Consider the following 18,785-nt stretch of genomic DNA (forward strand, 5'->3'; position numbering starts at 1 on the left):
TAAAGGCCAAGGCCCGGGAGACAAACCATGTGTATCCGTGCCTTGCTTTTACTCGGTGCATGCCTGGCCAGCAGTCACGTGCTGGCTGAGGCCTGCGACGTCGTGACCCGCTCCTCCAGCGACGCAGTCAAGCCTGTTGAAGGCCACACCTGCTACAGCTACAGCAACATGCCCGCCGAGGCCATCAACTGGTCGTGCAGCAACGAGAGCAAGGAGATGCTCAGCACCGACAAGCGCAAGGTCGCGAAATGCGCCGAAGGCAGTGTCGGTAGCTGTATTGCCCAGTTGACCCAGGAAACCCTGGCCAATCCCAAGTCGATGGGCCGCGATGAACCCGCCACGCGGCCAGCGATCGGCAAGGACGCCCGGGTGATCACTTACTACTACGACACGCCAAGCCTGGGCCAGGCGCGCACGGATTGCGACCGCAGCAACGGTATCTGGCAGACCCACTAGAAGTGGTCCGACACAGGTCGGCCCCGGCCTGGCTCGAAGCTGCTCAACCTGCAGCAGCCTCGAGCCACACCGGGGCCGATTTCAGGACGGCTCAGGGCGAGATGGGATCGCTGGCCGGGAAAGTCTCATCAAGGGCGTTGTCGACATTGCTTTCATTCGGTTGCGCAGTCTCGCCGCATTTGCAGTCGCCCATGCGGCAAGGCTCGCCATTGCGGTGACCGCTGGCGCAGGCTTCGCAGCAGTAGCCCTTGCCGTCTTGCAGGAGGGTATTGGCGTTTATCGTGCAAGCGCAGTCAAGGCATGCACAGCGTAGTTCGGTCATGATTCGCGGCTCCGGTTGGATGCTTCATCGTCTACAGGTGAGACCTCATCGGTCCATGGCTCGCCATCTAGCGGCGCTGAGCGCGCCAGCTCTGCTTCGTCGAGGCCAAATCCGCCGCCGATTTCCTCGACGTCTACTTCACGCAAGACCTGGTCGGCCGGGTCTCCACCATCACCTGGCTCGTGCGGGTCGCGAGCGCCGGTCTGATCGAACAAAGTGTCTGGGCTCAGGTCGTCCAAGGTCACGTTGTCTTCGTGCAGGCTCTCGGTCAGAGCCTCGCCACCGGTCATGCCGCTCTCGGCCACACGCTCTGGCGGGAAGTCATGTTCGACTTCAGCCAGTGAGCGTTCGTCGCCGGCCCGGCCCTGGCGCTCATCGTCGCGGTCGCTGAAGTCCAGCTCGTGCACACTGCCCATCCGATCCTGAATGTCGTCGATCTCGGCAGGCGTGCGGGTTTTCGGGTCGTTAGGCTGAGCCATGTGCTGCTCTCCATCAGGTGGGTTCATAAAGTCGACCACCCCGGTTCGCAGATGACTCAAATTTGTTTATCAGGTGCAGACCAAATCCTCGCAGCCGTTGATATCCCCGCGCCCGTCACAGATGGAACTCCCTGCGCCGCCCTCGCCTCCCAAGTTCATAGAGCCTGGGATTTGAACAGGAGCCCGAGATGAGCGAACCCCTGCAGGAATATCAACGCAAACGCGATTTCAACGCCACACCCGAACCCGCCGGCAAGCCACGCCGCAGCAAAAAGCCACAGGCATTGCAGTACTGCATCCAGAAACACGATGCCAGCCACCTGCACTACGATTTCCGCCTGGAACTGGACGGCACCCTGAAAAGCTGGGCAATTCCCAAAGGCCCTTCACTGGACCCAAAAGTGCGCAGGCTCGCTGTACATGTCGAAGACCATCCGCTGGATTACGCCGAATTCGAAGGCAATATCCCCGACGGCCACTATGGCGCCGGCGACGTGATTGTCTGGGACCGTGGTGTGTGGGAGCCCGAAGGTGACGCACACGCAGCCTACGCCAAGGGCAAGCTGCGCTTCCGCCTGCAGGGCGAAAAACTCTCAGGCGTGTGGAATCTGTTTCGTACTCGTCTGGTAGGCAAGAAAGAACAATGGATGCTGGTCAAATCGCATGACGGCGATGCGCGTAGTGAAGACGAATACAGCATCGTCGAGGCTCTGCCTGACAGCGTGATCAGTGACCGCACACTGGTGCCGCGCAAAGCAGTAAAGTCTCCCGCCAAAACGGCCAAGAAAGCAACGCCTGCTGCCAAGCGCAGCGCCAGTAAAACCAAAGCCGAGCTACCTGAGAAACTGCAGCCTCAGCTGGCCACTCTTGTCGATGCCGCGCCTGCCGGCGACTGGCGCTACGAGGTCAAGTTCGATGGCTACCGCATCCTTGCCCGGATCGACGGCGATGATGTGCGCCTGTTTACTCGCAATGGCCACGACTGGAGCGCGAAGATGCCCCACCAGGTGGAGGCGCTGCGCACGCTCAAGCTAAAGCAAGCCTGGCTCGATGGTGAAATGGTGGTGGCCAACGAACAGGGCGCTGCAGACTTTCAGGCATTGCAGAATGCCTTCGATACGCAGAACGACGAGCAGATTACCTATTACCTGTTCGACCTGCTGTTCCTGGGTGGCGAAGACCTGCGTCAGGTGCCGCTGCAAGATCGCCGCGAAGCGTTGCACCAGCTGCTTGAGCACAATGAGCGGGATTGCCTCAAGTACTCGGCCGACTTCGACGAGCCGGTCGAATCGCTGCTGCAGAGTGCCTGCAAGCTGGAACTTGAAGGGCTGATCGGCAAGCGAGCCGACAGCGTCTACTCAGGCCGACGCAGCAATGACTGGATCAAGCTCAAGTGCCAGCTGCGCCAGGAGTTCGTGATCGTCGGCTATACCGATCCTAAAGGCAGCCGCAGCGGGTTTGGCGCCTTGCTGCTGGCCCTGCACGACAAGCCCAGCGGTGAGCTGCGCTATGCCGGCAAGGTGGGCACCGGCTTTACTGCCACGACGTTGGCCAGCATCCATGCACGCCTGAAACCTCTCGAAGTCGCCAAGCCGGCGCTCGCCAAACCTCCAACAGGCGCAGATGCGCGTGGCGTGCATTGGCTCAAACCGAAACTGCTGGCCGAAATTGCCTACGCACAGATCACCCGCGACGGCATTGTGCGCCATGCGGTTTTCCACGGTCTGCGTGACGACAAACCGGCCAAGGCCATCGACCTGGAGCGTGCAATGCCAAAAACCGCCGTTGCTAAAAAATCCTCTAACAAATCCAGCGATGAAGAAAACCTCGGTGAACTGCGCCTAACTCACCCCGACCGGGTGATCGACGCCAGCAGCGGCGCCACCAAGCGGCAGGTCGCCGAGTACTATGCCTCGGTCGCCGATTGGCTCATGCCGCAACTCAAGGACCGCCCAGTGGCACTGGTACGCGCACCGGATGGTCTGGAAGGTGAACTGTTCTTCCAGAAAAACGCCGGCCAGCTGCACCTGCCCGGCGTGCTTGGCTACGACAAGGTCGAGGCTGGCCAGGCGGCCATGGTCATCAACAGGCCTGAGACCTTGCTTGGCGCGGTACAGATGAACACGCTCGAGCTGCACACCTGGAACGCCACCAACAAGGATTTCGACAAGCCAGACCGCTTCGTGCTCGACCTCGATCCTGATCCTGCGCTGCCTTGGAAAGCCATGCTGGAAGCCACCCAGCTGACCCTGACCCTGCTCGATGAGCTTGGCCTCAAAGTATTTCTCAAGACCAGCGGCGGCAAGGGCATCCACGTGGTGGTGCCGCTGACCCGCCGCGCCGGATGGGACGAGGTCAAAGACTTCAGCCATGCTTTGGTCAATTACCTGGCCAAGCTGTTCCCCGAGCGCCTGAGCGCCGTGTCCGGGCCAAAGAACCGCGTCGGGCGGATCTTTATCGACTACCTGCGCAATGGCAAAGGTGCCACCACTGCCTGCGCCTACAGCCTGCGCGCACGCGAAGGCCTGCCGGTGTCGGTACCGATCTGGCGTGAGGAGCTGACCGAGCTCAAGGGTGCCAACCAATGGACGATCAATAACCTGCACGAGCGTTTGGCTGAGATTGAAGATCCATGGGCCGATATGGCCAAGACGCGGCAGTCAATTACCGCTGGCATGCGCAAAAAGATGGGGCTCAAGTGATGGTGGACTGGATCGACCTTCTGCAGTGGCCGGCCATGCTGCTTACCGTAATTGCCGCCTGGTGCATCGGTTCACGCCGACCCCATCGGCGGCGGATGGGTTTCTGCTGCTTTATCAGCAGTAATCTGTTGTGGGTGATCTGGGGCTGGTCTATCGAGGCCTGGGCGTTGATTGCACTGCAGTTCTGCCTGGGCGCGATGAACCTGCGCGGCTGGAAGAAAAACCTGGAGGCCGAAATGACTCACTGACCGTACAAAGGGGTAGCCGCGCAACCCCTCGTCGGTACGCCTCAGGAGGCTTTGCGTGTGCGCTTGGCGGGTTTCTTTTGTGTAGTCTTGGCAGGCTCGGGCGCTTTCTTCTTGGCTGCACCGGGCTTGCCCCCGAGGCTGCGTTTGAGCAACTCGGTAAGGTCGATAATATCTGCGCTTTTCTCGCCCTTGTCGCCCTCGGCCTTCTCCACCACGGCGATCTTGCCCTTGCTGGCCTTCTCTTCGACCAGGTCCATGATCGTCTGCCGGAACGCATCATGATATTCGTCCGGCGTCCACGGCCCGCTCATGTCTTCGACCAGGCGCTTGGCCATGTCCAGTTCACGCTTGTCGACCTTGATATCGGTTACGCTCTTGTCTAGCTCCAGCGTATCGAGGCCGCGCACTTCTTCTGGCCAGCGCAGGGTGATCATCACCAGTGCATCATCCAGCGGGCGCAACAGCGCCAAGTGCTGGCGGGTATGCAAGACCACCGTGGCCAAGGCCACCTTGCCGGTGCTTTCCAGGGTTTCGCGCAGCAGCGCATAAACCTTGCCACCGCGCTTGTCCGGGCTCAGGTAGTACGGCGTATCAAAGTGCTGCAGGGGAATATCGCCGGCCTCGACAAATGAGAAGATATCGATGGTCTGGGTGGCCTCAGGGCGCGCCTTGCGGATCTCGTCTTCACTGATCACCACATATTGGCCTTTCTGGTATTCCACGCCTTTGACGATGTTGTCCTTGTCGATTTCCTTGCCGGTGACCTTGTTGATGCGCTTGTAGCCCACCGGCTCCATGCTGCGTTTGTCGAGCCAGTCGAAATCGACCCGTTCGGTACGCACGGCGGTATTGAGTGAAACGGGGATGTGCACGAGGCCAAAACTGATCGCGCCTCTCCAGATTGCCCGGGCCATGGTCAGCTCCTGAAATTGCTAGGGTTGTCCAGGCTGGAATGAGCGCAGCGCACCGCAGCGCTCGCAACATTGGCATTCCAGCCCGGCTTGTCGGTGATTGAGCAGAGTCCGCCATTGGCAGCCCCGCAGCAGGCAGTAAAACTTCATCAGCCACCTCCACGGCCTGAACCACTTCAGGCCCTTAATGTAAAGGACTGCGTGGCGAGATGAAGGTTTGATCGGGATGCCGCACGGCCTGGCTCAAGCGCTCTGAACCAATCATCAGGACCAAGCGTCAATCGCAAAAGACACTCAAGGTGCCCCGTCATGTCGCAAGCTCAAGTCCAGGCTGTACTCGATTATCTGAAGCAGCAACACCTGCTGCTGACCACTGCCGAGTCCTGCACCGCAGGGCGCATGGTTGCGTTGCTGGCCGAAAGCCCAGGCACCGGTGAGGTGCTCGAGAGCGGCTATGTGGTGTACTCGCCTGAAGCGAAAAAACGCCTGCTGGGGGTGAGCGATATCACCATCGAGCGCTATGGATTGACCAGTGAGGCGGTAGCTTGGGAAATGGCGATGGGTGCCCTGCGCGACAGCACCGCTACCGTTGCAATCGCCACCACCGGAGTTGCCGGGCCAGAGTGTGCCGACGGTATAGCGCCGGGAACACTGTGCTTTGCCTGGGCCTTCGCCGGCGAGCCGCTGGCGGTTTTCACCCGAACCCAACGCTTTTTCGGAACTCGCACCGAGGTGCTGCAACAGGGCGCGCTGTATGGATTGACACGCTTGAGCCATTACCACCAACGCTGGTTACGCGGTGAGCGGGCTTGATCCAGATCGGCTCAGGGCTGAGTAAGGTTGAGGTTACTCATCGACCAGGCACCTTGACCTTCTGCAACGACCATTTCAACCACCTCGCGCAGCCCCTGGCGTTTATCTCGCCTGGCCAATCTCGCATGTTCAAGGCATTCCAGCTGCCGATCAGCACTGGTGCCTTCAGTCAAAATGCGCTGCGCCTGCATGAATGCCCGTTCGGCATCGACCGAGTCAGGCGGGTGCTGCCCTCGTAGCTGCGCCAGCCAACCCAACGCGGATACCGGCTGTTGCTGTTCAAGCCCGATGAACTGCCCATGGCGACCATGGCGCATAGCCCGCCAGTAGTTCTCTTGGGTAATCCAGTGGGTTTCGCGACTGGCCGGCGCCGGAGCGTAATGAGGCATGACGCAACACTCCACCAGATGGCGAAACAAACCTGCAATGCACAGCGCATCTTCCAGCCGAGGGCAACCATCGCTGATACGCAGTTCCACGGTGGCAAAGCGCTGGGATGGCCGCAGCGCCCACCAGAATGCGCCATCGCTAGCCAGCGAGCCGGTCCGCTGCAGCAACCCGCGATAGCGTTGATACGCAGTCCAGTCTGCCAGCGGCTCTGGCAGGCCCATATGTGGCCACTCGCCGCAAATCGCCCGGCGGTAGCTCATGTAGCCGGTGTTCTCCCCGCTCCACAGCGGTGAAGAACTGCTCAGCAGCAGGAACATCGGCAACCAGTACACCACTTGGTTGATCAGCTGAATGCGATCGCAGCCAGGTGGCACGCCGACATGCACATGCAGCCCCGAGAGCAGACTACGCCGCGCCACGTGCTGGTAATCATCGAATAATTGCCAGTATCGCGGGGTGGTCCTCGGACGCTGGCGTTGCCACTGCGCGCTGGGGTGACTGCCAGCACAATAGAGGGCAGCGCCCTCCTCGGCCAACGCTTCGTTCAGGCGCTGGCGGCTATCACCGAAAAACTGCTGGGCCTGGCGCACGTGATCGAATATCGGCGAGGCGACTTCGATCTGGCAGCGGAACATTTCTTCGGCGAAATACTGCCCCATGACTTCGCGGCACAGATTACCCACCACTGGCGAAGGTGTAGCCAGCACCTTGCCGGTGGCTGTTTCTACCAGCAGGTATTCTTCTTCGATGCCGAAGGTACAAGGCTTGAACATACGCTCATCCGATTCGGGTAACGCTTAACGCAACTGCTGCAATCCGCTCGACCTGCTCATAACCTGGTTCACTCAACTGTTCGCCGAACACATCCGGATCAAGCTCGCGGTAGACCCAACTCCAGCGTGGCCCGGCCAAAAGCGCACGTGCCGCTTCAAGCAATGGGTCACGGCCGTCGATCATGGCCACTCCGGTATACAGCAGCAGCGTGCCCCCCGGGCCGAGGCGCTCACAGCCTTGTTCGATGATCTGTAATGACAACTGCGCGCCTAGTGAGCCGCCGCCGTGGCGATACTGGCGCTGCTGGGTGTCGAGCATGTAGGGGGGATTGGCGACGATCAGGTCGAACGTGCCAGTGACACCGTCGAGAATATTGCTGCGCTGCACTGAAACATTGGTCAACCCTGCCAGGGCGGCATTAACTGTGGTGTAACGCAGCGCCAGCGGGTTGATATCCACCGCACTGACCTGAGCGTGCTGGGCAGCCCTGGCGATCAGCAGCGCGCCAACCCCGCTGCCGCAGCCAATATCTACTGCATGCTCCACGGGCGTTGTGCAGCGCTGCAGATGCTCGTGGATGACCTGGGCAAATCGGTAACTGTCCGGGCCGAAGAATACTGCATCGCTGGCCTCGGTCGGATAGGCAGAATGCACCAGGAGCAGATCTTCCAGAGTCGACCAGCGCACCTTGCTGCGCAGCGACTCGCCGTGCTCGTCCAATACTTGAGCCTCGGCCAGCTGCTGCAGTTGGTCCGCCGACAAAAGCCCCGCAGCAAATGGCCTGCTCCAGCCAAAAACGTCGCGCAGTGTGCAAGCGCGCTGGGCCTCAGGTCGCGCATTGTTACGCGCATGTGTGGCTGGGCTGACGCAGGTAAACCTATAGCCGTCAGCACGCAGGCGCTTGCCTAATTGCAACAAGGCCTCGTCAGCCTGAATCTGTTCTTCGCTGGCTGGAATCAATGAGCGTTCTCCTGGATAAGACCGGTAGCGCGAATAAACGCTCGGGTAGCTTCCAACCCCGCCGGCAAGGCATGCCGGTTACCTGCCATACGGGCGATGAGCGTTTCCAACGGTGCGGTCGAATGCTTCTGCACACTGCTTGGCGCGTCAAGCTGCAGCCCAGTCTCCCAGCTTCCGGGGGCAACGCGGCGGATTCTTGGGCCTTGCCAATCAGCGCTGATCCAGTCGTACCACAGCTGCTTTTCATAAGCGCTGAACACGCCGAACATAGGTGCAGTGGGGCCCTCCATGACGCGCCAGAAGCGGCTCTCGGCCGGGTCCTGTCCGCGCACAACCCACTTTTGCGCTTGCAGCGCATCGAGGAAGCCGGCCATGCCGTCTGGTTCAGCCAGCCATTGATTGATGGTGCGGCCCTGCAGGCGGCAATGGTCGGAATGCATGAACTGGCCGAACAGGCGCTTGCGTTCCAGCGAGCTGATCAGTTCCTGTTCAAGATCGAAGCTGGCGATAAGCGCGGTGGCAGATTCACCGAGCTCGTTCAGCCGATAACCCTGACGAACCCGTTGGTAGTAGGCCCCGGCGTCGCTTTCCGGCAGCAATTGCAGCAGTGCCTGAATCGATTTGTGCGCGTGGCCGGTTGCAGCATTGTCGATGGTGACGTGCAGCTGGAAGTAGTGGCCGTCGATGCCCAGTTCTGCCAGTTCATAGGTGGTGATCAACAGGTGCAGCGGCGGTTGCTCATAGCCCAAGTTGTAGCCAATAGCCTCGGCCTCGAAGGCATCGCCGTGCGCGCCCAGGGCCAGTTGAACATTACCTTGCAGATAACGCTCATCGACAAGTGGCAGCAGCTCCAGGCAGCCAAGGCGGCTGAGCAGGCGCTGATAGATCAGTACGTGGTTGCAACGCGGATCACCGTCACCCAGCTCTTCTAAAAAGGTACGGATAAGGCCGTGATAGCGAGGGTCCTGCCAGTGCTGCAAAAAGCCATGCAGCCAGGCACCATCGACCGCTTTGGTCGGGGCCACTTGCTGGATGTACCACAGTGCCTGGGCGCGGTTGGCAAAATAACGGCGTGGCCCGCCTTCGCGGCGCTGGGTCAGGTAAGTCGCGAACTCCGCAGCCACCTGAGCACTGTGGCGCACCGCCCAGCCGCTCAGCTGAGCAGGCGAAGCTGGCAGATCATCCGCCAGTTGCTCGGCGCGCTTGAGCTGCCTGGCAAGCCATTGCGCGCTGTCGACGCTGTGGCCGTGCAGGAGTGCCTGGTAGCGCTGTTCGAAGCTGTCTTCCGTGGTCAAGGCCGGAACCATGGGGGCGGCCTTGCGGGTCATCACCGTCATGACTCATTCCTCGTGCACTTATTGGTTTTTGTTGTCCTGCGGCATGGGCTCTGGCCCTGGCGCGGGTTGTGGAGCGGGTGTCTGGTGCTGCTGCATCTGCAGTGAGGGCTTGCTTTCATCGGCATCTTTGGCTGGGTGGCTGTCGTCGCGGTCGAAACAGCCGGTCAGTACTGCCAGGCTGCCGAGCAGGCAAACGGTAGGTGCTATAGACCGTGGGCGCATGATCTGTCTCCTTCAGCAACGCCGCGCCGGCGGGACCGGCGCGGCGTCATTTCACTTACGAACGTCCGCCCTTGCGGCCGGAATCACTGGACTCACCACCACCTGACTTCTGTCCGCCCTTACGGCCGGCTTCAGAAGCTTTTTCGCGATCATTAGCGAAGTTGCCCGGGTTTTTCGTTCCACCCTGGCTACCGGTCATGTTGGTGTCTTTCTTGTCCATGGTGCGTAACCTCTCGTAGCTACTGGAATGCACGGTGATGAGCCGCACATAGCTGGGAGTGCCGCGATAACAGCGGATTCGCTTTATTTCCGAAAAGTTCGGACCAATGGCATTAAAAGCCCGATCAGGCGTTATTTAGCGCGCAACGCTTGGGCAGGTTGCTCGAGCTGGCGTTGCCGACGTCCTAGCCAGCCGCCGACCCCGGCCCAGCTCAAGGCAAGAGCTGCGCCGATCAGCATCGCCAGCTGCGGATGCTCGCCGAGGAGGTCCAGGCCGCGCTTGAGCCAACCACTCAAGGCGTCGCCACCGCGATAGACCACAGTGTCGATAAAGCTCTTGGCCTTGTACTTGGCTTCGGCCGGTAGCACCGTAAAAAGCATCTCGCGACCGGGCCGCACCAGTGCGTACTCGCCAGCACGGCGTATCACCATCACCCCTACAAACACGGCAAAGGTCGGCGCCAGGGCCAGCCAGACAAAGCCCAGGGCCATCAGCAGCGGTACGCCAATCAGCAGCACGCCGACACCCAACCGCCGCGCGAGCCTGCCAGTGATAAACAGCTGGGTGAGGATCGCCAGCGCTTGCACCACGCTGTCGATAAGACCGAACACCTGCGTCTGCTGAGTCCGATCAGTGAAGGTTTCACTAACAATGCGGGCCTGTTCGAAGTACAAAAAGGTGCTGACACTGGCAAGCAGCACCACGAACAGGGCAATGCCCAGCAGATAGGGCGAACGCAAGACTGCCGTCGCCCCGGCAAATGGATTGCCACCCAGCGGCTTGTTCGGCGGCAGTTCAGCAGTCAGCTCCAGAGGATGCTGCGAACGCCAGTGCAGCAGGTAAGCGCTCGCGGCGATGCTGCCGAGCAGCAGCAGGCTGGCCAATAACAGCAATCCGCTGTGGCCCAAGGGTGCGACCAGCAAGGTTCCCAGCACTGGCCCAGCCAAACCACCTGCGCTGGCTCCGGCAGCAAGCAAACCGAACAGGCGCTTGCCCTGTTCTGTGGAAAATAGGTCCGCCAGTACGCTCCAGGCCAGGGAAATCGCCAGCAGATTGAACACAGATAACCAGATGTAGAACGCACGGGCTGTCCACAGCGCCTGTTGGTCGACGGCAAACAGCCCCGCAAACAACATCAGGTTGCTGACAAAGAAGCCGTAGGTCCACGGCAGAATGCGCTTGCGTTTGACCCGCGATGCCAGCCAGCCAAACAGCGGCAGGCACATCAGCGTGGCGATGAAGGTGCCGGTGAACAGCCACTGAAGATTGTCGATGCCGCCGGCGATGCCCATGGTTTCGCGCACCGGGCGCAGCATGAAATAGCCGGTAAACAGCAGAAAGAACATCACCAGGCCGGCGGCCACTGCCGGCCCTTCGCCAGGTTGCAGGTTCAGGCTGTTGCCCAGCCGCTCACGCCAATGGCTCATGAGCCTAGCCAAACAGTTTAATCAGCGCGCGCTGTTGCGCCTCGCTCAGCAACTGACCTTGGCCGGCTTTGAGCTGGTCGATCTGGCGATCGGGGCGGCCGGTGGCGGGGATCACCGCCGTCACGGCCGGGTGGCTGATGGCGAACTTCAGAAACAGCTGCGCCCAACTGCTTGCGCCTACCTGTGCCGCCCAGTCTGGCAAGGCCATGTCCTTGACCCGGGCAAACAGGCGGCCATCGTCAAAGGCACGATTGATCAGCACCGCAACGCCCTTGTCCTGGCACAACGGCAACAATTGGCGAGCGGCCTCGGGCGCATTTACCGAGTAATTGATCTGGACGAAATCCAGCGGCTCCTTGCGCACGATCTGCGCGACCTGTTCATGACTGCTGGACAGGTAATGGGTGATGCCGACATAGCGGGTCTTGCCCTGCGCCTTCAGTTCACGGGCATAAGGCAGCTGCCGCTGCCAGTCGCGCAGGTTGTGGATCTGCAATAGGTCAACCCGATCGGTGCGCAGGCTGCGCAAGGTGCCCGCCCACTGCGCCTCGGCAGCGGCCTTGCTGTCAGCGGCAATTTTGGTCGCAAGGAAGCACTGGCGATGCCAGCCGCCCTCCTCCAGTAACTGGCCAAGAATGGCATCAGCACCGCCGTAATTGGGCGAGGTGTCGATGATTCGCCCGCCGCCAGCAAAGAACGCCTGCAGAACCTGCTGGAGCCGCTGATACTCGGCACTCCCTGCTTCCACTTCGAAGCTGCCAGAGGTGCCGGCGCCAATCACCGGCAGCGCCTCGCCAGTGCCAGGCACCTTGCGGGTCAGCAAGCTGTCGGCGGAAGCTGCCAGCAACCAGGGGCTGCTGGCCAGCAAGCCCAATGCTGCACCAGTGCGTAGGACATCACGACGCGCATACATGGAAAAGCCCCTGTCATAAACCGGAAACTTTCAAGGCTAGCCGTGATGGCGCAAGCTGTCGGGGCATTCTGTATCTGGATGTTTGGCCGCTTGGCCAGGGTCAGCCGAGCAGCAGACGCAGGTCCAGCCCCTGTTCAGTCATCGGCGGGCACCAGTAATAACCGCCAGTCAACGGCCGGCTGAAGCGATAGAGGGCATCCACCACGCCGTCTTCCAGGCCGCTCATGCGCCGCAGCTGGACATCGAAAGCGTCGAACGAACGGCCAAGCGCGACAAACGCCAGGCCTGCGCCGCGGTCGTCAGCCCACGACACCGAACGACGCACCATGAACGCTTCCGGCGCGTAGCTTTCCTGGGCAGTACGTTTGACGTGCGCCGATTCCGGCGCATCGTCGAGCTCTTCGTTATCTTGAAGCCGGCGGCCAATGATGTCGTCCTGCTCGGCCTGGGGCAGCGACTTGAAGTAGCCGAGGTCATGCTTCCACAACTGGAACGCTGCGTAGCTCGAACCCGCCAGGCCGGGCTCAGCGTCGGCGACGATGGCAGCCTCGACCGCAGCGTCGTCACTTGGATTTTCAGTGCCATCTTCGTAACCGGTAAGGTCTCGACCGCCCTGGTGCAGGAAGCCGTCGATGCTGTCGACCAAGTGCAGCGCCGGCGCCAGCTGAGCGATCAGCGCCTGGCTGCGCAGATACAGGTCACCACGTTCTTCGCCACGCAGCCACAGCCACAGCGCGTGCTGGGTGCTTGGGTTGTGTACCACTGCATCGAGCTCAGGAAACGCCTGCAAACCCGGAATTGCCCGGCCCAGCGCGGTCGCCATTGGCAGGCCGACGCCAGCAATCAGGCTGCGCCCGTCGACTTCGGCGAGCAGCGCATCGAGTACGCCAGGCAGGGCTTGCGCGCTGTGCAGGGTAAAAAACAGGTGACGGGCATGAACCGGCACCGGGGTGGCAAGCAGACCTTGCTGGAACGGCATGACGGGCGAATCCTCGGCAAAAGCGCGAATCCTACTGCGCTGATGGCTCGACCGCAACGCGGCCAGATCGCACAGCGCAGGCTGATTGCCATGGATCCGTTAACAAAACTTTACCAAGGCATGGCGTATTGCGATTACCTCTCATCAAAAGCCACCTACACTGCTCGCAATCCATTGTTCGAGACTGCCGCCATGACCGCCTCACCTTTGCTCACCGCCATGCTGCCGATCGCCTTGGGGATCATCATGCTCGGCCTTGGCCTGTCGCTGACCCTCGCTGACTTTGCTCGGGTAGCCAAGTACCCCAAACCGGTGGTCATAGGCTTGGCGTGCCAGATCCTGCTGCTGCCATTGGTGTGCTTCCTGATTGCCAATGGCTTTGGCCTGGAGTCGGCACTGGCGGTGGGCTTGATGCTGCTGGCAGCCTCGCCGGGCGGTACTACCGCCAACCTGTTCAGCCACCTGGCACACGGTGATGTCGCGTTGAATATCACCCTCACTGCGGTCAACTCACTCATCGCAATCCTGACCATGCCGCTGCTGGTCAACTTGTCGCTGAGCTGGTTCATGGCCTCTGATCAGGTCATTCCACTGCAATTTGCCAAGGTCATGCAGGTGTTTGCCATCGTTCTGCTGCCGGTGGCGCTGGGGATGATGATCCGGCGCTGGGCGCCAACCTTTGCCGGGCGCATGGAGAAGCCGATGAAATTGGTGGCGGCCTTGTTCCTGGCCTTCACCATCGTTCTCGCGCTGACCAAGGATTGGCAGACGGTGCTCGAGTACGCGCCCGTAGTGGGCGCGGCGGCGTTGCTGTTCAACCTGCTGAGCCTGGGGGTCGGCTACTACCTGCCGCGCTTGCTGAACATCCCCAAGCGCCAGGCGATCGCGATCGGCATGGAAATCGGCATCCACAACGGCACCCTGGCGATTGCCTTGGCGCTGAGCCCGTCACTACTTAACAACCCCACCATGGCGGTGCCGGCGGCAATCTACAGCCTGATCATGTTCTTTACCGCCGCAGGCTTTGGCTGGTGGGTCAGCCGTGGTCACCAGGCTGAAGGGGTTAGCGAAGGACGCCGCGAAACGGTCGGCGACTGAAACGGTTATTTGAGCGCAGTTTTGCTGCGCTCACACAATTGACGCCTGAGCACGCGCAGGGGCGGCGCATAGAAGAAGCCAAACGACACGCAACCCTCGCGTCCCTTGACTGCGTGATGCAACCGATGCGCGCGGTGCAGCCGCTTCAGGTAGCGGTTGACCGGCCGCAGCCGGCGCGGCCAGTGCCGGTGAAACAGCCCATCATGGGCCACTACATACAGCAGGCCGTAACCTGCCACACCCGCGCCAACCCACTGCAACGGCGCATGCCCGGCCTTGCCCAGCGCCACCAGCGCTGCGGCAATCAGCGCCAAAGCCACCAGGTAGACATCATTGGTCTCCAGCACGCCCAACTGCGGCTGATGGTGCGAGCGGTGCAACCACCAGCCCCAGCCATGCATGATGTACTTGTGCGCGAGCGTGCCGACGCCCTCCATGGTCACCAGGGTGCCGAGCAGGACGGCCAGATTGAACAGCATGGGAGAATCCGCAGTGAGTGGGCAAAGCAGCAAGGTTACCACTGCCCGCTGTAGGCTTCAGCCTGCCAGACGCAGAGAAACGTCGTTATGAAGCCATTGTCATGTTACTGCCGTTGACCCTCGCCCAGGTGTATACCGCAGCAACGCTATGGTGCACGGCGGCAATCGGCGTGCTGTGCAGCGTTGGTCTGTTGCTCGAGGCGACGCTGGGCAGCCTGATGCTGCACAGCCTGAGCGACCCAGGGCTGCGCCTGCAGTCGCTGCACAGTGAAGACCTGCCCGACTCGGTACGCCTGGAAGTACGCGCGCAGTTACTGGGCAACGCTCAGGCCGCTGCCCAGCTGGAGCGTCTGGTCAGCCGGGTGAGTCTGGAAAAAGGCGTGAGCGCGGTGCGCTGGCAAGTTCGCGAGTCGGCAGCTGACTGAACGCTGATCAGCCCTGCGCCTGGGCCATGCAATAGCGGTCCCGGCCCTGGCGCTTGGCTTCGTAAAGCGCGGCGTCGGCTTCAGCTACAAGCGCTTGCGAACTGATTGGTTGCTGCGCCGGATGAGCCACCGCGATACCGGCGCTGGCCGACACTACGCCAAACGGGCTGCCGGCGTGCTCGATAGCCAACCGGCGCAACTGCTGCAATGTCTCCTGCACGATCAGGCCGGCCCCATGGCCATCGGTGTCAGGCAGCAACAGGGTGAACTCTTCCCCGCCATAGCGCACCGCAAGGTCCGCGGGCCGCTTCAGCGCCTGCCCCAGCACTTCCCCGACCCGCCGCAAACATTGGTCGCCTGCCAGGTGGCCATATCGGTCGTTATAGGCCTTGAAAAAATCCAGATCCATCATCACCAGCGCCACCGGATAGCCTTGCCGCCGCGCCCTGGCGATCTCGACATCCAATACGGCGTCGAGCCGGCGCCGGTTGCCGAGCCCGGTCAGGCTGTCGGTCAGCGCCAGGTCCTTGAGCGTCTGGTGCGCCTGGTGCAAGGCGCGTTCGATGACAATGCGCTCACGTAGCTGACGCAGCACCACCCAACCGAACAGCGAAAGCCCGAGCAGCAACACCAACAAGACGCCGATCGACTTGATCACATCCTGGCGCCATGCCGCCAGGATCGCATCGCGCGACAGGCCGGCCTGCACCACCAACGGGTAACTGGTCAGCCCACGGTAGGCATACAGCCTGGGTGTGCCGTCAACCACCGCTACAGTCTCGACCATGCCCTCGTTGGCATACGGCAGGTAGTTGCGAAACACTTCGCTGTCTGCCAGGCTGCTGCCCAGCACCTGCTCGACAAACGGCCTGCGCACCAGAATCGTACCGTCGCGCTTGGCCAGCACCAGCGCGCCGCTCTGGTCGATCTTGAAGTCGCCGTAGTAACGCACGAACCAGTCGACCTTGATCGTGCCCAACAGCACCCCGGCAAAGCTGCCATCGGGATAATTCAGACGGCGCGAAATGGGGATGATCAATTCTTCGGTAGAGCGGCTCTTGACCACCGAGCCGATCCTGATCTGCCGGCCCGTATGCTCACGGTGATAGATGAAGTAGTCGCGGTCGGCATTGTTGGCCTTCGGCGCTGTGACCGTATGATCGGTTGCCAGCCAGGTGCCATCCGCGCCGTACACGAACAGGCCATGCAACTGCGGCATTATTTGTACTTGTTGACGCAAGAGCGCGTGCAGCCGCGGCCGATCGAGGTTGGTGAAGCCATCGCCCTCGAGGCGTTCAGCCAATGCGGCGGTAATCGCATCCACCTGCCGTATCGAGTCCTCGGCGTGCTGAGCACTGGCTCTGGCGAGGTTGACCACCGAGTTTTCAGCAAAGATGAAGGCTGCGCGATAGTCACGCCAGATCCGCCAGGCCTCGGTCGCGACGAATACCAGCATGACCACGGCCATGAACGCCAACACCAGGCGAAACATCGCCACGGCGCGGCCTTCACTGCTGGCAGCGAAAAGGCCGTGCTCATCAGGCTTATAGGTAAAAGGCATGCAAATCCCTTACGCTCGCTTGGCCTTTGACTATAGATCAGCGATGTTTGCGCGTACCCAGTTCGATCCAGGTCGGCGCGTGGTCACTGGCCTTGGGCTCATTACGGACCCAGGCATCGACGCCCGCGTTTTTCAGATACGGCACCAGCTCGGCATTGAGCAACAGGTGGTCGATGCGCAGCCCGGCATTGCGTTCCCAATGCTTGCGAAAGTAATCCCAGAAGGTAAACACCTGCTCATCCGGGTACAGATGCCGCAACGCATCCGTCCAGCCCTGATCCAGCAGGCGTTGGTAGCAGGCCCGGGATTCGGGCTGGAGCAAGGCATCCTTGCGCCATGAGCGCGGGTCATAGATGTCCTTGTCGGTGGGTACCACGTTGAAGTCGCCGGCGAGCACAGTTGGGTGGCCGCTGTCGAGCAGCCCTTGGGCATGTTCGATCAGGCGCTCGAACCACTCCAGTTTGTAATCGAACTTCGGCCCCGGCTGCGGATTGCCATTGGGCAGATACAGGCACGCCACCAGCACGCCGTGGACAGCGGCCTCGAGGTATCGGCTCTGCGGATCATGTTCCATGCCTGGCAAGCCGCGGCGCACCTCCAGCGGCTCGGCGCCGCGGGCCAGAATCGCCACGCCGTTCCACGACGGCTGCCCCTGAAACAGGCAGCTGTAGCCTGCTGCTTCGATGGCCTGCAACGGAAACGTCTGATCTGGCGCCTTCAGCTCCTGCAAGCAGGCAATGTCCGGCTGCTCCCGCTCAAGCCAGGCGAGCAATGCCGGCAAACGGCTGCGGATGCCGTTGATATTGAAGGTGGCGATCTTCAGCGCTTTCATGTGTCAGGGTCGTTGACGTGGGCCTGCACGGCTTCCTGCAGGGCGTTGACATGGGCCTCGTCGGCCAGTTGTTTCAGCGCCAACCAGTCGTCCCAGTCCAGCCCGCCGTCATCGCGCAAGGCTTCAGCCGTGCGGATCAACTCGTGGTGATAGGCGTCGGGCGACTCGCGCCGGTAGCTGACGTCATCATATTGCGCGTACCAGGCCGCCAGTTCGGGAATGCTGCGTTCAATGCTCATGCGTTTACTCCTGCCTGAACCTTTGAATGTCTGAACCCTGCTCGCCGCGCATCGTTCCCATTAGTGCGCCAGCTAGTGCGCCAGCGGCACAACGACAACAAAAAAATTAAACCTTTGCTGCATGCCAATGCTCAACCTTAGGCGACATTGACGTCGCGCCAACGCAAAGGTGTGAGAAATGAACAATCTGTTCCTGAAACGAATCGGACTGTCCGTCGCCCTGGGCATGGCCTCTTTGCATGCAATGGCGGCAAGCTCCGACGACTTCGTTGACGCAGCTGCCGAGTCCGGCATCGCTGAAGTCGTGACCAGCAATCTGGCTCTGGAAAAAACCCAGAGCGCCGACATCAAGACCTTTGCCCAGCAGATGGTCGCAGACCATACCAAGGCTAATCAGAAGCTCGGCGACATCGCCAAAAAGCATGACATCAGCGTGCCTGACGAGGCCGCGATGACCGACAAGGTCAAGAAAGTCATCCTTGAATGGCGTGACGAGTCGTTCGACAAGTCGTATGTGAACAACCAGGTCGCAGCGCACGAAAAAGCCGTCGAGCTGTTCAAGAAAGAGGCTGCTTCAGGCGACAAGCCAGACCTGAAAGCCTTCGCTGGCGAGACCCTGCCGGCACTGGAGAAGCACCTGGAGCATGCCAAACAGCTGCAGGCTAAATACGACAAGTAACCCGAATTGGCGAGGCTAAGTATTTATGAGTAACGACCCACTTCGTGATGAAGTTCTAACCCGCCTCTTGCACGCGCACCCGCAAGGCCTGGGCAAGGAAGTGCTGGATAACTATCGCGGCGAGAAAGTCGTGGCCGGTATGCTCAAGACGCTGCAGGACGACGGCTTGATCCATGATGGTAGCGTTGAGGTTGATGCCGAGCATCAGATCAGCGTGCAGTATCCGATCAAACTGTCCAGCGCCGGCGTCGAAGCCGCCAAACGGGTCGAAGCCTAATCGACTCGTTCGCTCCTGCACCTTGTGCAGGAGCAGCTCGCG

At 61.0% G+C, this 18,785-nt stretch carries 22 protein-coding genes and 2 pseudogenes; 8 read left to right on the plus strand and 16 right to left on the minus strand.

Annotated elements, in window-relative coordinates:
• Positions 1 to 27 precede the first annotated feature (27 nt).
• Positions 28 to 456: a hypothetical protein gene (locus tag FW789_RS06565; RefSeq protein ID WP_103437315.1), complete on the plus strand. Its 429-nt coding sequence runs from the start codon at positions 28 to 30 to the stop codon at positions 454 to 456.
• Between the two features lie 91 nt (positions 457 to 547).
• Here FW789_RS06565 and FW789_RS06570 read toward each other — a convergent pair whose 3' ends face one another.
• Positions 548 to 778 carry a metallothionein gene (locus tag FW789_RS06570; RefSeq protein ID WP_103437316.1) on the minus strand — a complete coding sequence of 77 codons (231 nt, stop codon included), beginning with the start codon at positions 776 to 778 and terminating at the stop codon, positions 548 to 550.
• On the minus strand, positions 775 to 1,257 hold the full coding sequence (locus FW789_RS06575; RefSeq protein ID WP_181106290.1) for a phosphotransferase system, HPr-related protein: 483 nt from the start codon (positions 1,255 to 1,257) through the stop codon (positions 775 to 777). The genes FW789_RS06570 and FW789_RS06575 overlap by 4 nt, the downstream gene beginning before the upstream one ends.
• Positions 1,258 to 1,445: 188 nt before the next feature.
• Here FW789_RS06575 and ligD point away from each other — a divergent pair, with 188 nt between their 5' ends.
• On the plus strand, positions 1,446 to 3,959 hold the full coding sequence (gene ligD, locus FW789_RS06580) for a DNA ligase D (RefSeq protein ID WP_446431181.1): 2,514 nt from the start codon (positions 1,446 to 1,448) through the stop codon (positions 3,957 to 3,959).
• On the plus strand, positions 3,959 to 4,207 hold the full coding sequence (locus FW789_RS06585) for a hypothetical protein (protein WP_446431182.1): 249 nt from the start codon (positions 3,959 to 3,961) through the stop codon (positions 4,205 to 4,207). The genes ligD and FW789_RS06585 overlap by 1 nt, the downstream gene beginning before the upstream one ends.
• 41 nt (positions 4,208 to 4,248) lie before the next feature.
• Here FW789_RS06585 and ku read toward each other — a convergent pair whose 3' ends face one another.
• Together ku and FW789_RS06595 are read right to left on the minus strand one after the other, a co-directional pair.
• On the minus strand, positions 4,249 to 5,121 hold the full coding sequence (ku, locus tag FW789_RS06590; RefSeq protein ID WP_446431183.1) for a non-homologous end joining protein Ku: 873 nt from the start codon (positions 5,119 to 5,121) through the stop codon (positions 4,249 to 4,251).
• 18 nt (positions 5,122 to 5,139) lie between these two features.
• Positions 5,140 to 5,268, minus strand: a complete 129-nt coding sequence (locus tag FW789_RS06595; RefSeq protein ID WP_277989744.1) for a PSPA7_2676 family Cys-rich small protein — start codon at positions 5,266 to 5,268, stop codon at positions 5,140 to 5,142.
• Positions 5,269 to 5,427: 159 nt separating this feature from the next.
• Between FW789_RS06595 and FW789_RS06600 the strand changes: the two genes are divergently transcribed.
• On the plus strand, positions 5,428 to 5,931 hold the full coding sequence (locus FW789_RS06600; RefSeq protein WP_411563121.1) for a CinA family protein: 504 nt from the start codon (positions 5,428 to 5,430) through the stop codon (positions 5,929 to 5,931).
• 11 nt (positions 5,932 to 5,942) lie between these two features.
• Here the strand turns inward: FW789_RS06600 and FW789_RS06605 are convergent, their stop codons facing one another.
• The 8 genes and pseudogenes from FW789_RS06605 to FW789_RS06640 all read right to left on the minus strand — a co-directional run bounded on the left by FW789_RS06605 (position 5,943) and on the right by FW789_RS06640 (position 13,153).
• Positions 5,943 to 7,094 carry a carboxylate-amine ligase gene (locus tag FW789_RS06605; protein WP_446431184.1) on the minus strand — a complete coding sequence of 384 codons (1,152 nt, stop codon included), beginning with the start codon at positions 7,092 to 7,094 and terminating at the stop codon, positions 5,943 to 5,945.
• 4 nt (positions 7,095 to 7,098) lie between these two features.
• Positions 7,099 to 8,052 carry a methyltransferase gene (locus tag FW789_RS06610; protein ID WP_186698518.1) on the minus strand — a complete coding sequence of 318 codons (954 nt, stop codon included), beginning with the start codon at positions 8,050 to 8,052 and terminating at the stop codon, positions 7,099 to 7,101.
• Positions 8,052 to 9,392, minus strand: a complete 1,341-nt coding sequence (locus tag FW789_RS06615; RefSeq protein ID WP_446431185.1) for an iron-containing redox enzyme family protein — start codon at positions 9,390 to 9,392, stop codon at positions 8,052 to 8,054. The genes FW789_RS06610 and FW789_RS06615 overlap by 1 nt, the downstream gene beginning before the upstream one ends.
• An 18-nt stretch (positions 9,393 to 9,410) precedes the next feature.
• Complete coding sequence (locus FW789_RS06620) at positions 9,411 to 9,614, minus strand: hypothetical protein (protein ID WP_101319445.1); 204 nt, start codon at positions 9,612 to 9,614, stop codon at positions 9,411 to 9,413.
• 55 nt (positions 9,615 to 9,669) lie between these two features.
• Positions 9,670 to 9,789: pseudogene (locus FW789_RS06625) on the minus strand (KGG domain-containing protein); the annotation flags it as partial.
• A 176-nt stretch (positions 9,790 to 9,965) separates the two neighbouring features.
• Positions 9,966 to 11,261 (minus strand): NTP/NDP exchange transporter, encoded by a 1,296-nt coding sequence (locus FW789_RS06630; RefSeq protein WP_186698081.1) that lies wholly within the window; start codon positions 11,259 to 11,261, stop codon positions 9,966 to 9,968.
• Positions 11,262 to 11,265: 4 nt separating this feature from the next.
• Positions 11,266 to 12,174 (minus strand): aldo/keto reductase, encoded by a 909-nt coding sequence (locus tag FW789_RS06635; protein ID WP_446431186.1) that lies wholly within the window; start codon positions 12,172 to 12,174, stop codon positions 11,266 to 11,268.
• A 100-nt stretch (positions 12,175 to 12,274) separates the two neighbouring features.
• Positions 12,275 to 13,153 carry a Dyp-type peroxidase gene (locus FW789_RS06640; RefSeq protein ID WP_446431187.1) on the minus strand — a complete coding sequence of 293 codons (879 nt, stop codon included), beginning with the start codon at positions 13,151 to 13,153 and terminating at the stop codon, positions 12,275 to 12,277.
• Positions 13,154 to 13,345: 192 nt separating this feature from the next.
• Between FW789_RS06640 and FW789_RS06645 the strand changes: the two genes are divergently transcribed.
• A complete protein-coding gene (locus FW789_RS06645) occupies positions 13,346 to 14,251 on the plus strand; it encodes a bile acid:sodium symporter family protein (RefSeq protein WP_103438776.1) in 906 nt (301 codons plus the stop codon).
• Between the two features lie 5 nt (positions 14,252 to 14,256).
• Here FW789_RS06645 and FW789_RS06650 read toward each other — a convergent pair whose 3' ends face one another.
• Positions 14,257 to 14,730, minus strand: a complete 474-nt coding sequence (locus FW789_RS06650; RefSeq protein ID WP_411563118.1) for a sterol desaturase family protein — start codon at positions 14,728 to 14,730, stop codon at positions 14,257 to 14,259.
• 95 nt (positions 14,731 to 14,825) lie between these two features.
• Between FW789_RS06650 and FW789_RS06655 the strand changes: the two are divergent.
• A pseudogene (locus FW789_RS06655) lies at positions 14,826 to 15,155 on the plus strand (MgtC/SapB family protein); the annotation flags it as partial.
• Positions 15,156 to 15,162: 7 nt separating this feature from the next.
• Here the strand turns inward: FW789_RS06655 and FW789_RS06660 are convergent.
• Genes FW789_RS06660 through FW789_RS06670 form a run of 3 tightly spaced genes read right to left on the minus strand, consistent with a single transcriptional unit; the run spans position 15,163 to position 17,787 of the window.
• Positions 15,163 to 16,716, minus strand: coding sequence for a sensor domain-containing diguanylate cyclase (locus tag FW789_RS06660; RefSeq protein ID WP_411563117.1), 1,554 nt, complete (start codon positions 16,714 to 16,716; stop codon positions 15,163 to 15,165).
• Between the two features lie 37 nt (positions 16,717 to 16,753).
• A complete protein-coding gene (gene xth / locus FW789_RS06665) occupies positions 16,754 to 17,548 on the minus strand; it encodes an exodeoxyribonuclease III (protein WP_103437330.1) in 795 nt (264 codons plus the stop codon).
• Positions 17,545 to 17,787, minus strand: a complete 243-nt coding sequence (locus FW789_RS06670) for a hypothetical protein (protein WP_101319466.1) — start codon at positions 17,785 to 17,787, stop codon at positions 17,545 to 17,547. Before FW789_RS06670 ends, xth begins: the two co-directional genes overlap by 4 nt.
• Positions 17,788 to 17,965: 178 nt before the next feature.
• Between FW789_RS06670 and FW789_RS06675 the strand changes: the two genes are divergently transcribed.
• Positions 17,966 to 18,466 (plus strand): DUF4142 domain-containing protein, encoded by a 501-nt coding sequence (locus FW789_RS06675; protein ID WP_101319468.1) that lies wholly within the window; start codon positions 17,966 to 17,968, stop codon positions 18,464 to 18,466.
• A 25-nt stretch (positions 18,467 to 18,491) separates the two neighbouring features.
• On the plus strand, positions 18,492 to 18,743 hold the full coding sequence (locus FW789_RS06680) for a hypothetical protein (RefSeq protein ID WP_101319470.1): 252 nt from the start codon (positions 18,492 to 18,494) through the stop codon (positions 18,741 to 18,743).
• Positions 18,744 to 18,785: the final 42 nt, after the last annotated feature.

Source organism: Pseudomonas sp. 1121_17 (genome assembly GCF_052850745.1).